This window comes from Candidatus Eremiobacterota bacterium (genome assembly GCA_031082125.1).
In the GTDB taxonomy this organism is placed as follows: domain Bacteria; phylum Vulcanimicrobiota; class CADAWZ01; order CADAWZ01; family Ess09-12; genus Ess09-12.
Genome location: JAVHLM010000003.1, coordinates 1 through 16067 on the forward strand (window position 1 = coordinate 1; position 16067 = coordinate 16067).

The 16067-nt window shown below is 55.9% G+C and carries 16 protein-coding genes; 10 read left to right on the forward strand and 6 right to left on the reverse strand.

All coding sequences use genetic code 11. The features are described 5' to 3' along the window. The 10 genes from RDV48_03975 to RDV48_04020 all read left to right on the forward strand — a co-directional run. On the forward strand, positions 1-813 hold an 813-nt coding region (locus RDV48_03975; protein MDQ7821935.1), incomplete at its 5' end, for a hypothetical protein. Positions 814-837: 24 nt separating this feature from the next. Next, complete coding sequence (locus tag RDV48_03980; protein MDQ7821936.1) at positions 838-1500, forward strand: HNH endonuclease; 663 nt, start codon at positions 838-840, stop codon at positions 1498-1500. A gap of 68 nt (positions 1501-1568) precedes the next feature. Then, positions 1569-3317, forward strand: a complete 1749-nt coding sequence (locus RDV48_03985; protein ID MDQ7821937.1) for an HD domain-containing phosphohydrolase — start codon at positions 1569-1571, stop codon at positions 3315-3317. Positions 3318-3470: 153 nt separating this feature from the next. Continuing rightward, positions 3471-4172 carry a CerR family C-terminal domain-containing protein gene (locus RDV48_03990; GenBank protein MDQ7821938.1) on the forward strand — a complete coding sequence of 234 codons (702 nt, stop codon included), beginning with the start codon at positions 3471-3473 and terminating at the stop codon, positions 4170-4172. Beyond that, complete coding sequence (locus tag RDV48_03995) at positions 4169-5536, forward strand: TolC family protein (GenBank protein MDQ7821939.1); 1368 nt, start codon at positions 4169-4171, stop codon at positions 5534-5536. Before RDV48_03990 ends, RDV48_03995 begins: the two co-directional genes overlap by 4 nt. Further along, positions 5533-6729 carry an efflux RND transporter periplasmic adaptor subunit gene (locus tag RDV48_04000; protein ID MDQ7821940.1) on the forward strand — a complete coding sequence of 399 codons (1197 nt, stop codon included), beginning with the start codon at positions 5533-5535 and terminating at the stop codon, positions 6727-6729. Before RDV48_03995 ends, RDV48_04000 begins: the two co-directional genes overlap by 4 nt. Then, positions 6726-7661, forward strand: coding sequence for an ABC transporter ATP-binding protein (locus tag RDV48_04005; protein ID MDQ7821941.1), 936 nt, complete (start codon positions 6726-6728; stop codon positions 7659-7661). Before RDV48_04000 ends, RDV48_04005 begins: the two co-directional genes overlap by 4 nt. Then, a complete protein-coding gene (locus RDV48_04010) occupies positions 7651-8589 on the forward strand; it encodes an ABC transporter ATP-binding protein (GenBank protein ID MDQ7821942.1) in 939 nt (312 codons plus the stop codon). The genes RDV48_04005 and RDV48_04010 overlap by 11 nt, the downstream gene beginning before the upstream one ends. Next, a complete protein-coding gene (locus RDV48_04015; protein ID MDQ7821943.1) occupies positions 8586-9725 on the forward strand; it encodes an ABC transporter permease in 1140 nt (379 codons plus the stop codon). Before RDV48_04010 ends, RDV48_04015 begins: the two co-directional genes overlap by 4 nt. A gap of 2 nt (positions 9726-9727) precedes the next feature. After that, the gene (locus RDV48_04020) at positions 9728-10846 is read left to right on the forward strand and encodes an ABC transporter permease (protein ID MDQ7821944.1); all 1119 of its coding nucleotides are present in this window, start codon (positions 9728-9730) and stop codon (positions 10844-10846) included. Between the two features lie 11 nt (positions 10847-10857). On the opposite strand, the gene RDV48_04025 is transcribed toward RDV48_04020, so the two are convergent. From RDV48_04025 to speD, 6 genes are all read right to left on the reverse strand, one after another. Further along, complete coding sequence (locus RDV48_04025) at positions 10858-11301, reverse strand: hypothetical protein (protein MDQ7821945.1); 444 nt, start codon at positions 11299-11301, stop codon at positions 10858-10860. Between the two features lie 115 nt (positions 11302-11416). Continuing rightward, positions 11417-12757 carry a phosphoglucosamine mutase gene (glmM, locus tag RDV48_04030; GenBank protein MDQ7821946.1) on the reverse strand — a complete coding sequence of 447 codons (1341 nt, stop codon included), beginning with the start codon at positions 12755-12757 and terminating at the stop codon, positions 11417-11419. Continuing rightward, positions 12757-13701, reverse strand: a complete 945-nt coding sequence (locus tag RDV48_04035; GenBank protein ID MDQ7821947.1) for a CdaR family protein — start codon at positions 13699-13701, stop codon at positions 12757-12759. The genes glmM and RDV48_04035 overlap by 1 nt, the downstream gene beginning before the upstream one ends. Continuing rightward, positions 13661-14539, reverse strand: a complete 879-nt coding sequence (gene cdaA / locus RDV48_04040) for a diadenylate cyclase CdaA (GenBank protein ID MDQ7821948.1) — start codon at positions 14537-14539, stop codon at positions 13661-13663. Before cdaA ends, RDV48_04035 begins: the two co-directional genes overlap by 41 nt. A 102-nt stretch (positions 14540-14641) precedes the next feature. Continuing rightward, positions 14642-15571: a spermidine synthase gene (locus RDV48_04045; GenBank protein ID MDQ7821949.1), complete on the reverse strand. Its 930-nt coding sequence runs from the start codon at positions 15569-15571 to the stop codon at positions 14642-14644. Further along, the gene (speD, locus tag RDV48_04050; GenBank protein ID MDQ7821950.1) at positions 15564-15986 is read right to left on the reverse strand and encodes an adenosylmethionine decarboxylase; all 423 of its coding nucleotides are present in this window, start codon (positions 15984-15986) and stop codon (positions 15564-15566) included. Before speD ends, RDV48_04045 begins: the two co-directional genes overlap by 8 nt. Positions 15987-16067: the final 81 nt, after the last annotated feature.

A 16067-nucleotide genomic window follows, 5' to 3' on the forward strand; every position in this document is an offset into this window, starting at 1 on the left:
AATAAAAAGGGTAACCGCCCCATATTTTCAAGTGTGCCTCTTTTGAAGAGGCGGAGGGGAAACCGCCGCATCAGCGATCCCGACGAGGTTACCGGGCAGGACGGCGAAGGGCGTGGCAACGAGGGTCAGGCCGGTGAGACACCGTGGTCTTCTCAGTGGAGCATCTTCTTCCCTTCGTGGCTGGAAGAGTGCCGCATAGGCAGTGAAGCCGGCGCGGTCTCCGCCAGGGTGATTGCGAATCGCCTTATCAGGGCCGCTTCCATCCGCCAGAGGCTCGACGTGGCCACGGGGATGCTCCTCCGGGCGATGGATGATCGGCAGCTCCAGCGCCTTCTGGGCTATGAGTTCATCGAGGACTACGCCGTGGATCGCTGCGGCTTCTCGATGGCTCAGACCCGCCAGCTCATAAGGCTCGCCGAGGGCTTCCACCGCCACTCCCTCACCGAGGAAGCCTTCAAAAAAGGCGTCATCACAAGGGAGCAGGCCCGCCTTATTCTCCCTGTGGTGGACGCCAGGAATGAGTCACAGTGGATCGCCTATGCGGCAAGCGTTCCCACCGTTGACCTCAGGGAAGAGGCGAGGCGCATCGCCAGGATCCTGGAGTATGACTGCCTTGCCTCACACAATTATGTGATTCTTCCTGGCTTCCGCTATGTCACTGACGAGAGGTTCCACGACCTGCCGGAGGAGGTGCAGGTCCTCATAAGGAGCGGGTCCTGGTACACGGGCCCTTCCCTCTATCCTTCGTGGCCTCTCTTATCAGATGACGAGAAGCTTATCGCTTCCCGCGACAGGCGCTTTGAGAAACCCTAGAAGTATTTCAGCGATGTCGATGAGATGATGGCCTCCGAGGCTCAGACAAGAATTGAAAAAGATTCCAGGCTGTGTGCGAGTGAAAAAGCCCTGGAGATCTGCACCATCCCCCGGGGCGAGAGCCCCGAGGAGGTCTTTCTCAGAGACATCCTCTCGAGAGAGAGCCCGGCCACGGCAGGGGGGGCTTTACGGGCGGCGGGAAGCTCCATGATGATCAAGTTCTTTCTCCCCCGGGAGCTCCAGGAAGTCTGGAACCTCGCGGCTCACCTCTTTCTCGCCAGGCTCGCCCGGGTGGAAGGCGCCGACAGTCTCGGACTCCCTGAAGAGAAATTTCTTGCAGCACTCCTGGCCGATTTTCTCACCACCGAGGGCACTTTGAAGCATGCGGCCCATCACCATAAGATCCTGAAGCGGGACCGCTTCAAATGCCAGGCTCCCGGCTGCCGGTGCCGCAGGAACCTCCATGTGCATCATATCATCAGGCGCTCCCAGGGCGGCACCGATGACCCCTGGAACCTCATCACGCTCTGCGAGGCCTGCCATCTTCACCTTCTGCACGGCCTGAGAACCCTCTCGGTAAGAGGCAGGGCGCCCTACGGCCTCACCTTCATATTCGGCTCCCTCTCGGAAGGCGGGCCCTTCCTGGTCTATGAAAATGGCTCCAGGTCAACGGTGAAGCACTTATGACAAGCCCTTGAGCGGAACCATCTGAGGTGATATAATGGCTATACCTGGTTCGAGGGAGAGAGTACACGATGAGCATAAAAATGAGGCTTCTGATTGCCCTGATACCGGCAATGCTCATTTTTCTCGCGCTGCTGATTTATTTCGGCTCATTGAGCGAGCGGCTTCTCAGGCTTGAGCACCGGCAGGTCGTGAGGATAATAGCCACGAGCTACGGGGTGAGATTCTCCACCATCGTTGACTCCGCGAGCACTATCGCAGATATTCTGGGAGACAGCATGGAGGCAGAGCCTGCCCTGACTGAGGAATTCGTCAACAAACTGGCTCAGAAAATCATGGTGGAGCGCACTGCCGGCATATCCGGCCTGTGTGTCTCTCTGGAACCCGGAATAATCGGGAAAGGTGAGTTCGCCCTTTATTTCAAAAAACCCCCCGCGGAAAAGAAAGAAGCGATATGCACGTCACTGGCCACCAGGGAATATGACTACAGGAACCGGGAATGGTACAGGACCGCCATGGAATCCGGGAAAGGCTTCTGGACAGAGGCTTATTTCGATAAAGGAGGGGGAGACGAGCTCGTCATTTCCTATTGCTCCCCTGTGCTGATAAAAAATAAGACCGCGGGGGTCATAAGGGCCGATCTCAGCGTCAGTGAGCTTGCCGGTGAGCTCCGGGAATTCAAGATAACGGAAAATGGGCTCGCTTTCCTGGTGACGGATAAAGGCCGCTGTATCGGCTCCTCAGAAGACACTCCCCAGTCAGGTGATTCGTTCTGGAGCGATGAGAAGTTCCTGAAAGATCCCGACACCCCCCGTCTTCTGAAGAAGCTCGAAGAGGGAAAGTCTTCCAGCATAAAGCTGAATAATCCCATCACCGGAGAAGAATCCCGGTTTTACATAAGGCCCGTGGCTCCCCTGAAGCTGAATCTTGTCTTTGTCAGTGCTTTGAAGGATCTTCATGCCCCCACCATACGCCTGAATTATATACTCATTGGAATATGCGGTGCTTTCATTGCTCTTGCGGCAGTCCTGATCGTCATGATCTCCTCGTCGGTTGCAAAACCCCTTGAAAAGCTGGTAAAACAGGCGGAAGACTATTCCTCGGGCAATTTCGAGAGCCGGCTTGACGAGCAGGAGGGGCCGGGCGAGATCAAAAAGCTCTCAAGAGCTTTCAACGCAATGGGTGAGGAAATAGGCAGAAAGCTCCATGAGCTCAGGGAGGCGCAGAAAGAAATCGTGCTCCATCTCGGGAAAGCCGCCGAATACAGGGACACCGATACAGGCTTCCATATATGGAGAATGAGCCAGTACTGCGGTGTTCTTGCAAAAGCCTGCGGCATGAAGAAGGATGAGTGGGATCTCTTCCTCCATGCGAGCCCAATGCACGACATAGGGAAGATAGGCATCTCAGACAATATTCTTCTCAAGCCGGGGGAGCTTGATGAAGACGAGTATTCCGTCATGAAGACCCATACCACCATCGGCACCAATATCCTCGCCGAAGGCAAGTCACAGCTTCTCAGGATAGCTCAGGTCGTGGCAAATTACCACCATGAGAAATGGGATGGATCAGGCTACCCCCATGGCCTCAAAGGCGAGGAGATCCCCCTGATGGCACGCATAGCCTGCATCGCTGATGTCTTTGACGCCCTCACTATGAAAAGACCCTATAAAAGGGCGTGGACGGTGGAAGAAGCGCTCACGGAGCTGAAAGAAAAGAGCGGCCAGGATTTCGATCCCGCGCTCGTGGCGCTTTTCATCGAGCATCTTGACGAGATCCTGGCAATCAGGGAGCACTTCAAGGACGAGATGACAGAATGACCACCCCGCAGTCTCCGACGGGGCCATTGACCGTAAGCAGGATAAAAGCAGTGCCGGGCGCTTACTGAGCAACTTCTTTCTCTTGACAGAAACGGCGAAATGTGATATAAATTTAAACAATCGTTTAATTAACAGATGGCAGGTTCATGCCCCATGCAGAAGAAAATCAGCAGCGCAGAGAAAACACCTCATCACGTGAACCAACACGCCGAGCACCACACCAAGAAAGAGCTTATCATGGAGGAGGCCAAACGGATCTTCGCCGAGAAAGGCTTCCATGCCACGACGATGCGCGACATCGCCAGGGCCGCAGAATCCAACATAGCCCTCATATACTACTACTTCAAGGACAAGGAAGACCTTTACCACACCATCATCGACACCACTATAAGCTCTCTCTTCAGCATGGTGAGAACATCGCTCTCCATGGAAACCACGCCGGAGGAGCGCATCAGGGCTTTCATCTCCGCCTATATCTCTTTCATGGGAAAGCAGAAATATCTCCCCCGCATCCTTGCGAGGGAGATGGCGGAGAAAGGCCAGCACCTTGACCTTGTGGCCCGTGAATACCTCCAGAAAAGCCATTCCACCCTCCAGGAAACTCTGAGGGAAGGCTCGGAGAGCTGCTCATTCAACGAACTGGACTATGAGCTCACTGCCCTCTCCCTCCTCGGGATGATGGGCTTCTACTTCTTCGCCGCCCCCATGGTGAAGAAGATACTGAAAAAGAGCTCCTATGACCGCCAGTTTATCACGAAGCTCACGGAGCACACCGCGTCGCTGTTCTTCCAGGGCATCCAGGGAGCAAAAGCCCCTGAGAGAGCGAAGGCGGGGATAAAGAGGAGGGCTTCATGAAAACCCTCACAAGGATGTCAGCCGCTTTCTTCATTCTTTGCCTCCTCGCATCACAGGCCCCGGGGGCGGAGGAGAGCACAAAGATTTACACGCTCTCTGAATGCGTCAGCACCGCCATAGAGAACAGCTACAGGCTCCCCACGTACGACTCGCGGATTACCCAGAACAAGGCCAAGGTGAAAGAGACCATGGACGCCTTCAATCCCACTATGACCTTCCAGGGCTCTTACACCTATCAGGAGCCCGCCATACCCTTCGAGATACAGGGGCTTCCCTTCGCATTCCCCGCCGCGAGCCCCATAGTTCCCTCTTTTTACCAGCAGTACAACCTTGCCGTCTCCAAGCTTATCACCTCCTTCGGGAAGGTCGAGGCCGCGGCGCGCCTCCAATCACTGAGCAGCGAGCAGTACAAGCTCCAGAAGAGCGCAGAGCGGGAAGCCGTTGTCTTTAATACAATAAACACCTACTACATGGTCCTCTTTAACCAGGAGCTCGTCAAAATAGCCCAGGCCGACGAGAGCGACTGGAAGGAACAGTACAAGCTCACCGGGGCTCAGTACAAAAGGGGCACCGTGGCCAGATATGATCTCCTGCGCGTCGAGGTGGCCCTGGCACAGTCCCATGACCAGGTGATAAGCACTTCAAAGAATCTGGAGGTCTCCAAGAGAAACCTGAGAACTCTCATGGGCCTCCCGGCAGAGACACGGATCGACCGCATCGAAAAGACCTCTGTCTGGGAAAGCTTTGAAAAGGACCACATGGACCGCCCTCTCGACATGTGGAAGGATATCTGCGATAAGTGCCACCCGGCGCTCCTTCTCGGGAGGCTTGCCATGACCCAGGGCTGGTTTTCACTTGAAGTGGCGAGGCTTGACAACGCCCCCGCCCTCTCGGCCTCCAGCACCTATTCCAGGCTCACCCCGACGGCCTTCGGTGAGAACTGGGCCTGGAAGAACTCCCTGGCCCTCAACATCCCCATATTCGACGGCGGGGTGCGCACCGAGAAGATGGACCAGGCCTGGGAGCTCATAAGGCAGGCACAGCTCAACCTCGATGACACCAAACGGAACACCCTGTGGAATGTCGAGAAGGCTTACCTTGATCTCCATGATCTCCCGCCCCGCCTGGAGACGGCGAAAAAGCAGGTGGAATCGGCTCAGGAGAGCTACCGTGTCGCCCAGGTGCGCTACAAGGCCGGGCTCAACACCATGGTGGAAGTGGTCGATGCCCACAGGGCCCTCATCGTCTCCGAGACCAACCAGATGCAGCTGCTCTTCAGCTATTACACGCAGATGGCGGCACTTTCCTACGCCACAGGCGTGCTGTTTGATGAACTATTTCTCGAGGGGAGGACAAGGGAATGAAAAAAATCATCCCCCTGCTCATACTGGTCATCGTGGGAATTGTGACCTACTTCTATGTCAAACAGATCAAGGCATCGAGGGTGACACCGGCCAATATCATTGAGGTGACGGGCTCCATCGAGACCACCGAGGTGGACGTGAGCTTCCAGGTGCCAGGGCAGATCGCCAGGATCACTGTGGAGGAGGGAGACAAAATAAAGAAGGGTGATGTGCTCGCGACCCTTGATGAAAGAGATCTCCGCCAGAAGATAAAGGAAGCCCGGGCGAGCAGGGCCACGGTGCTCTCGCAGCTCCCCCAGCTCGAAACAAAGATAAAAACCAGCGATGAACAGGAAAAAAAGCAGCTTGCCCAGGCCCGGACCCAGATTGACCAGGCGCGCTACCAGTGGATAAGCCTTAAAAAAGGCTCCCGCGATGAAGACATCGCGAAGGCAGAGTATGCCATTGACCAGGCAAGGCACAGCTTTGAGAATGCCAGCAAAAACTATGAGCGCGCCGAGCTCCTTTACAAGGACGGCGCCATGCCCGCCCAGCAGCGGGACTCCTACCTCACGGCCCATCTCACGGCACAGGATCAGCTCCGACAGAGCAAAGAGACATACCGCCTCCTCCTCGCGGGACCGAGGGAAGAGGACATAGAAGCCGCCAGGGCGAGGGTGGACCAGGCCGAGGCTTCGTACAACCTCATCAAGGTGCAGAGCCTCCAGACGAAGCAGCTCGTCGATCAGAAAGGCATCCTGGGCGCCCAGGTAAAGCAGGCTGAAGAGGTGATACGGTCAGCCCAAGTGCAGCTCTCCCATTCAAAAGCTTACGCCCCCATTGACGGCGTCGTGCTCATCCGCGCCAAGGAGCCCGGCGAGGTCGTGAGCGCCTCGACGCCCGTGCTCACCGTGGCCAATATCGAGGACGTGTATCTCAAAGCCTATATAGGGAATAATGATTTCGGCAAGGTGAAGCTCGGCCAGAAAGTGAGAATCACCATTGACAGCTCCAAGAATGTCTTCGAGGGGACCATCTATTACATTTCCGACGAGGCGGAGTTCACGCCCAAGAGCGTACAGACCAAGGAGGACAGGGTAAAGCTCGTGTACCGAATCAAGGCCCGCGTGGAGAACAAGTCACAGGAGCTCAAGCCGGGGATGATCGCCGACGGCACCATTGACATCAGCACCATGGGGCCGGAGAAAAAATGAGCGGCCAGGGAATCGAAGTACACTCCCTCACCAAGAGATTCGGCGCCACCACGGCGCTGAAAGACATCTCTTTTTCCATCGGGAAAGGGGAGCTCTTCGGCGTCCTCGGCCCCGACGGCGCCGGGAAGACAACCCTCTGCCGCATCCTGGCCGCCGTCATGAGCCCCACCGAGGGCGCCGTCACCATCGGCCCCTTCACCATAGGCAAGGACAGCGAAAAGGTGAAGCACCACACCGGTTACATGCCCCATGCTTTCGGGCTCTACGGCGACCTCACCGTCGAGGAGAACATTGACTTCTACGCGGATATTTTCAGGGTCCCCTTCAAGGAGCGGAAAGAGCGCATGGAAAGGATCCTGGGCTTCACGGGGATGGCGCCTTTCACCGACAGACGCTCCCAGAACCTCTCAGGCGGCATGAAACAGAAGCTGCAGCTTGCCTGCGCCCTTATTCATACGCCTGAATACCTTATTCTCGACGAGCCCACGTTCGGCGTTGACCCCGTCTCGCGCAGAGAGTTCTGGAAGCTCCTGCTCGAGCTTCTCAAGGGAGGCCTCACGATCCTGGTCTCCACGTCCTATATGGACGAAGCGCAGCGCTGCCACCGCATAGCCCTCCTCTCAGCGGGAAAGATCCTGAGGCAGGGCGATCCCGTCACCATCATCTCCGACATCCCCGGCGTCATGACAGAGCTCTGCTGCGACACCACGGCGGAAACCTCGAGAGCCATTGAAACACTGAGCGAGGTGCGCACCGTGACCCTTTACGGCGACAGGATCCATGCCCTTCTGAAGGAAGGCGTCACTGCCGACCAGTTTAAATCCCGAATCGAGGAGAAAGGGTTCTCAGCGCTCCCGGTGTCGGTCATCACCCCCTCGCTGGAGGATTATTTCATCTACCTTATTGAAGAGGAGCGAAGCCATGCACAATAACGGCTTCGCGGTCACCGTTTCGGACCTTGTGCGGAAGTTCGGCAAGTTTACCGCCGTGGACCACATAAGCTTTTCCATAAAGACCGGCGAGATCTTCGGCTTCCTCGGGCCCAACGGCGCAGGGAAATCAACAACGATCAAGATGCTCTGCGGCATCCTTGCGCCCACAGGGGGCACGGGAACAGTGGGAGGCTTTGACATAAGGCGGGATTCGGAAAAGATCAAGAGAAACATAGGCTACATGTCGCAGAAGTTCTCCCTCTATCCCGATCTTACCGCCGAAGAGAACATGGACTTTTTTGCCGGCGTTTACGGAGTGCACCCCCTGGAGCGAAGAAAGCGCAAGGACGAGCTCTGCCGCATGGTGGGCCTCCAGGACAAACGCACCATGGTGACGTCCCTCCTCACCGGGGGATGGCGCCAGCGCCTTGCGCTCTCCTGCGCCCTCATCCACCGGCCTCCCATTATATTCCTTGACGAGCCCACCTCCGGTGTCGATCCCATCTCCAGGAGAGATTTCTGGAACATCATCCAGGACCTCTCCCACGAGGGCATCACCACCCTCGTGACGACCCATTACATGGAGGAGGCCGAGTACTGCCAGAGGCTCGCCCTCATCAACCAGGGCAGGCTCATCTCCCAGGGCACCCCTGTGGAGCTGCGCGCTTCCTTCAGCTACCGCATTTTCTACGTGGAGTGCGACAACCTTATCAAAGCCCTCGACGTGCTCTCCCGCGAGCCTGCTTTCATGGAAACAGCCCTCTGGGGCTCGGGACTTCACGTGGTGGCTGAACCGGCAGGCGATCCGGCGGCAAAAATCAAGGAGCTGCTTGAGCGGGAGCAGATTGCCCTTAAGGCCATCAAGCCCGCTGTCGTGTCGCTTGAAGACGTATTTGTATACAAAGTGAGTCAGGGGAAAGCATCATGAGCATGATAAGGCTCCTGGCAGTCATAAGAAAAGAGACAATCCACATCACGAGGGACTTGAGGAGCCTCATCACGGCCATCCTGCTCCCCCTGGTGCTCATGGTCGCCTACTGCGAATCCCTGAGCCTTGACGTAAACAACATTCCCATGGTGATCATCGACTATGACAAGACCAAGGAAAGCAGGGACCTCGTAGACCGCTTCGTGAGCTCCGGCTATTTTTCCATCGTGGAGTACGTGGACAGCTACCGCGCGATGCAGCGGGCCATAGACGCGGGAAGAGCGGTCATCGGGCTCACCATCCCGAGAGATTTCGGCAAGCTCATCAATACCGCCGAGAAGCGTGTCCCTCTCCAGGTGCTTCTGGACGGCACAGACCCCAACAGGGGCTCAACGGCCAACGGCTACACGCAGGTCATCGCCCAGAACTATTCCCAGCAGATGATAATGGACCGCTTCGCCCGTCTCGGCATAATCCAGAGCGCTGTTCCCATACAGCCAAGGATAAGAATATGGTACAACCCGACGCTCCGGAGCAAGAATTTTCTTGTGCCGGGCCTCGTGGCAATGATAATGGCAATCCTTGCGGCGCTTCTCACGTCGGCTACCGTTGCGCGCGAGTGGGAAAACGGCACCATGGAGCTCCTTATCTCCACCCCGATCTCGGCTTTCGAGATAGTGCTGGGAAAATTCATCCCTTACTTCATCATAGGGCTCATCGACAGCATCATGATAATTATCGTGGGGACCATGTACTACCACGTGCCTATTGTGGGGAGCCTCGCGCTTCTTGCCCTTCTGATAGTCCTTTTCCTCACGGGGATGCTTCTGCTGGGCCTCCTTATCTCATGCTCCTTCAGATCGACCCTGATGGCCAACCAGCTTGCCTTCATGGTGACGTACCTTCCCACGATGCTCCTCTCGGGCTTCGTGTTTTTCATCCCGGGGATGCCCAAGGTGCTCCAGTACCTCTCCAGAATTGTGCCCGCCACCTATTTTCTCACCTGTTCCCGCGGCATCTTCATGAAGGGAGTCGGGATGGAGGTCCTCTACGAGTCTTTTCTTTTTCTTGCCATTTTTGATATGCTGGTGATTGCCCTTACGATAATGAGCTTCAGAAAGACCCTCGACACATAGCCATGATAGGAAGACTGCTGACCATCATTGCCAAGGAGTTCATCCAGTACCGCAGGAACCCTGCGATGCTGAGGATGATCGTCCTCATGCCGATCATGCAGATGTTTATTTTCGGCTATGCCGCCGTGCTTGATATCAAGGACATCAATATAGCCGTTCTGGACAAGGACAAGTCGTCATATTCAAGAGAGCTTCGCGAAAACTTTATCTCGTCGAACTACTTCATCGTGAAGTACGACGTGGACAGGGAAAGCGAGATAGTGAGCCTGCTTGACCGCGAGAAAGTCTTCGCCGGCATCATTATCCCCCCCGATTTCTCAAGGAATATAAAATCGGGAAAAACAGCCAGGGTGCAGGTGGTCATTGATGGCACCAACAGCTCGGCGGCAGGCGTCATCAGCAATTACTCGGCAAGCACCATATCCTCATACTCTTCAAAGCTCCTCGCCGAAAAAGGGCTCGACCCTTCAAAAATGGGCTCCCTCTCCGTCGAGGAGCGCTACCTTTACAACCCATCGCTTAACAACCAGTATTTCTTCATCCCCGGCATCCTTGGCATGATTGTCCTGGTCTTCGGAATGCCCATCACGGCCATGGCTATCGTGCGCGAGAAGGAGCAGGGGACCCTCGAGCAGATCATCGTGACGCCCATCACTTCCACCGAGCTCATCCTGGGAAAGGTGATCCCCACGACAATCCTCATCATGATAAGCGCTTCCGGCATCATCCTGCTCTCCCTCCTGTGGTTCAAGCTCCCGCTCCGCGGTGAGCTCTGGCAGCTCTATCTCGCAATCTGTCTCTTCCTTCTGAACAGCCTGGGCATCGGCATCTTCATCTCCACTATCTCAAACACTCAGCAACAGGCAATCCTCACCAGCTTCTTCGTGAACATGCCCATGATACTCTTCTCGGGTTTCATGTTTCCCGTGGACAACATGCCGGCGCTCTTCAAGCGCTTTGCCGACATCAATGCCATGCGCTATTTCCTGGAGTGCTCCCGGGACATCTTCCTGAAGGGCACCTCGTGGGAAGATCTCAGCCATGATCTCATCGCCATGGGCATCCTGGGCATCATTGTGTTTACGGCGAGCATCGTCAATTTCCACAAGCGTATTGACTGAGGGAGCACCGGCTAGGGGATCGTCATGAAGCGCCGCCCTGCAAGGTTCAGGAGGCAGAAATGCTTCATGTGCCGAACCAGCCTCTCCCAGGCTTCCTCGGAGTCTCTGAAGAGCCTCTCTGCGTGGAGAAGGCATGATTTTTTCCTGAGCTTCAGGTATCTTTCAAGGTGCCTGAGGGCCTTGTGATAGCCTATGAGCTCCCTGTCCCTGAGCAGCTCCGCTTCCTTGACGGCGCTGCGCTCCTCAATGGTGAGGTATGCCTTGGAAGCCTCCCTTATGCGGTTATAAAAGCGCTCCATATCGGAGTTCAGCTCACGGCGGGCTATGGCGAGGTAGGCTTCCACCTCCTCCGGCATCATCTCCCCATGGAGAAGGGTAGCGCAAATCAGGGGTATCCGGCTCAATGCATAAGGCTTCCTGCCTGGAGCGGCTGCCAGGGCCTGCGTCGTCATCATGGTGAACCACCTCCGTCGCTTTTATCCCATTGTAGGATAAAAAAGATGCGACGACGGTGATCCCTGTCACAGAAAGAGGGATGGAGGTATTACGATCAGGTAATATATTCCCTTTTCACCCGAGCTTGTCGGCGATGACGGAGGCGATCTTTCCCACGACTTCATTGAGCTCCTTCTCGTCAGGCCCCTCAGCCATCACCCTGATGAGGGGCTCGGTGCCTGAGGGCCTCACAAGGAGCCTTCCCCTGTCCTTGAGGAGCTCCTCGGTCTCCTTGATGGCCGCCGAGATATCCTCATCATCTGAAAGCCTGTCCTTGTGCCTTGCCTTCACGTTCACAAGGAGCTGCGGCATGTGTTTCATGCAGGCTGCCAGCTCATGAAGGGGCTTCCCCGATTCCTTCAGAATACGGGCCAGCAGCACTGCCGTCGCGATGCCGTCGCCGGTGGTATTGTGTTCAAGAAGGATGATATGGCCTGACTGCTCGCCGCCGATCAAGGCGCCCCTCCGCTTCATCTCCTCGATGACATGGCGGTCGCCCACCTTGGTGCGGATAAGCTTTATGCCCATCGAATCGAGGGCCTGCTCCATGCCAAGGTTGCTCATCACCGTCGCGACAAGCACATCGGGGCCGAGCTTTCCGCTCTCCTTGAGGAACCGGGCCGCTATGGTGAGAATCTGGTCTCCATCGACAAATTTCCCCATTTCATCGACGGCGAGGCACCGGTCCGCATCACCGTCAAAGGCAAGGCCCGCCGAGGCACCCTTGGCAAGGATCACCTTTTTCAGGTGGCCCATGTTTGTCGATCCGCACTGCACGTTTATCCTGAGGCCGTCAGGCTCATCATGAAGGGCGATTACCGAGGCGCCAAGCTCAGTGAAGATCCTCGGTGCGAGCCTGAAGGCGGCACCAAAGGCGCAGTCGAGGACTACTTTGATCCCCGTGAGGCTTCCCCCCACACTCTTCTTGACATGGTCGCAGTACATGTCCTCGGCGATGAGCACGGGCGTCACCCGGCCCAGGTCTTCTCCGACAGGCCTCGGGAGCGTGTCCTCGGGCGCCAGGACAAGCTCCTCAATCCTCTCCTCGTCTTCGTCGGGGAGCTTGTAGCCCTCATGGGAGAAAAGCTTGATGCCATTGTCGCCTATGGGATTGTGGGACGCCGATATCATGACGCCCATCTGCGCATTCAGCTGCCTTGTGAGAAATGCCACCGCAGGTGTGGGAATGATGCCCACCTTGAGCACATCGGCGCCGATTGAGCATGCCCCCGCCAGGAATGCTCCCTCCAGCATATCGCCTGAGATCCTCGTGTCCCTCCCGATGACTATCCTGGGATGTGATATATTGCAGGTGAAATAACAGGCCGCTGCGCGGCCCAGCCTGAAGGCAAGCTCTGGGCTGAGGTCTTCGTTCGCCACGCCGCGGATACCGTCAGTCCCGAACAGGGTTCCCATTATTCTCCCTCCTTGCGGATTGTAATCTTGACAAGCACACTCTTCTGGCTCATCAGGGTGCCGCCCTGGGGCTGTATGAGGTTGACCTGCTTCTGCACGTCACCCCTGATGTTCTTGAGACTGATAGCCTCCGTGTGAAGGACCTCCTCGGTGACCGTTGATTTCCCGGGGAAAAGCACGGTGGCGACGGGAGGCTCTATCATCACCTGCGTAACGGCATATCCCTGGGCGGGGCTGTCCATTATCCTGGGGTTGACCGGAAGGGTCATGGCCCTGATCGTGGACCGGACCGGCATGTCCACCTTGATATACTTGGGATTCACATCGACAAATACAATGGTGCCCTGGGCATCCTTCGGCTCCGGCTGCACGCGCTGCTTGAGGTCCATGTCGGCCGCCGTCACATTGACGGTCACCCCGACATCCTTGATGCTCCTGAGCGACGACTGTGCGCCGGAGACCTCAACTTCCTGCGGCTCCACGACGGCCTTTCCTGCCACGTAGCCCTCCTTGGGAGCTCCCACGACATTCACTTTCACATGGAAGCTCCGCCTCTCCAGCTTTTCAAGCACAATCTTGGCTCTTGAAGGCTGTTTCTCAAGCACGGTAAGACCCGGCGGGATCTTCACGCCGACATCCACCCAGTTCTGCCCCTCCGTCATGCCTTCAAGATCGACGAACGCCTTGAAATGCTCGGGCATAATCTTGTCAATGACCTGCGGCGGGCCCTTCACGGTGATTATCACCTTGTCGGGTCCCTTGGTGAGCATGAGATCGGTTTTCTCGTTCTGATACACCACCGGGAGGTAGATGCTCGTCTGGGACTCGTTCCTCACGGAGAGGGGTGCCTGGGTGAAGCGGACCCAGGCCCAGAGGGACATGCTCAGGATGATGCAGAGTATCTTAAGTCCCAGGTTGTTTTTTAAAAAATGCGTCAATCGCATTTTTCGCACCTGCTCCCTGTAGTTTTCTTGCCCGGTCCCCCGCCGAGGCGAACTGGAATGGATAAAAAGTCAGGAGGACCTTTTTGAGAGTCTCTTCCGTGAGGTTCTTGGTGAATTTCCCGTTCCTTGCAATCGAGATGTTTCCCGTCTCTTCAGAAATGATTATCACAATGGCATCGGTCTGCTCAGACAAGCCCAGGGCCGCACGGTGCCTTGTCCCGTAGCTTCTCCCCTGGGAGGACATCAGGTTCTCCGAGAGGGGCAGGTAGCAGCTTGCGGCCACGATCTTGTCGGCCCTCACGATGACGGCGCCGTCATGGAGGGGGCTCTTGGTGTTGAAAATAGAGAGGAGAAGCTTGGCCGACACCTCGCCGTTGAGCCTCGTACCTGTCTCGATGAACTCCTCGAGGCCTGTCTCCCTCTCAATGACCATGAGAGCCCCTGTCTTGGACTGCGAAAAGATTGCCGCCGTCCACACTATGTCATCGATCATTTTAGTAAGATCCTCCCGGTGTACCCTCCCAAAGGCGGTCTTTATCCCCCCCCCGCGGCCGAGAAAGCCGAGGGCGCGGCGGAGCTCCGGCTGAAACACGATGGGAATGGCGACGACAAAGCCGTAGAGAGAGTAATGGAGAAGCCAGTAGATGGTCTGCAGGTTCAGCTTGTAGCTGATGAAGAGGAGGATCAGAAGGACTCCTACTCCCTGAAGAATCTGCACGGCCCGCGTTCCTTTGATCAGCAGAAAGAGGTAATAGAGCAGGATGGCTACAAAGAATATGTCAAGGAGATCACGGTAGGTGATGGTGGAACTAAGAGTGGAAAGGACTTTCGTTATCATTGATCACCTTTAATGGTTCAATACCATGAGAATCAGCAAATTCCTGCAGAAGTCCCGAAAGAAATGACAGGCCCCGGAACGCAGGGCAGGTTTCCTTATCCCTTATATAATATAGACAGGGGCATTGAAATGGGCGAGGGCCTCACCCCTCTGCATGATCTGCTCGTGGCGGAGACGCTCCGTCCTGAAATACTTGGGGAGATGAAAGATCCCTGCATGGGTCTCGCCGTCATAAAAGGAGAGCTCGCCTTCAACACGTTCGGCGATGCGCCTGTCTATCTCTTCCTTGCTTACCGAGAGGGGATCGTGGGACTCGGAGGCGCAGATATAGGACCATACCACGTCAAAACAGGGGATCCTCGCAAGGTAGGTGCGCACCAGGGGAAAGACTTCTTTCACGGTGCGGTGGAGCGCGCTGTGGGTCCTCACGTCAATGAGATCGGCACGGGATGACTGCATGATAAGAGCGCCGCCTTTGGCGAGCCTGTTCTTGAGGATCGTGAAATATTCAACGGAATAGATACCGCTCGAAGGAGTATGGGGAAGGGGCTCCGTCAGGTCGCTTATGATGAGATCGAAAAGCATGGCATTGTTCTCAACCCATGCATAGGCATCGGTGAAAAGGAGAGTGAGCCTCGGGTCGGAATATGCCCCCTTTGACCACTCGGGAAGGTATTCCTTGCAGATCTCGATGAGCTTCTCATCGAGATCTATCATGGTGACTTCCTTCACGGTCCTGTGCCTGAGGACCTCGCGAAGGCACGCGCCTTCTCCTCCTCCGAGGATGAGCACCTTTGCGGGACCATGGTGAGAGGTCATTCCGGGATGAACAAGGGCCTCATGGTAGATAAACTCGTCCCGCTCGGCCGACTGCATGTCCCCGTCAAGGAGAAGAATCTTGCCGTATACGGCGCTTTCCACTATCCCCACTTCCTGGAAAGGCGTCCTGTCCGTGAGGATTGTTCTCTTTATGGCATGCATGTGGGCTTCATAATCGGCGATGCGATCAATGTACCACCACCAGTTACGCACTTTGGACAACTTTCAGACCTCCCGGCATGTGAGTCTTTGAGAACGCATGACTGAAATATCCCCGCGAGTTGGGTATTCCCCGCTTCACCTCGGAAACGGAAATGTCCTGCGCATCGAGTTTTTCCGCTATAAAATAACAAGCTCTCCAGGGTTCTGTGGTATCGCCGCATGTGTAGATATCTATGGCCGCATAGCCCAGCTCCGGCCACGTGTGAATGGACAGATGCGATTCGGCTATGACGACGACACCGCTTACTCCGTACGGAGAGAATTTGTGAAACGCTGTTTCTCTGATCTCGGCCTTGGCTTCCAAGGCAGCCCGCACCATGATGTCCTTGATTCCTGCCACGTCACAAAGGGAGTCTTTGTTACAGTGGGATAACTCAGCTAAGATATGGCAACCTATAGCCTTCATGGCAAGCCACCCCTTCCTATGAGTTTTTCGAGGAGATCCCACCTCCGATATGCCGGGTTTTTTATAACAAAATACAAAATA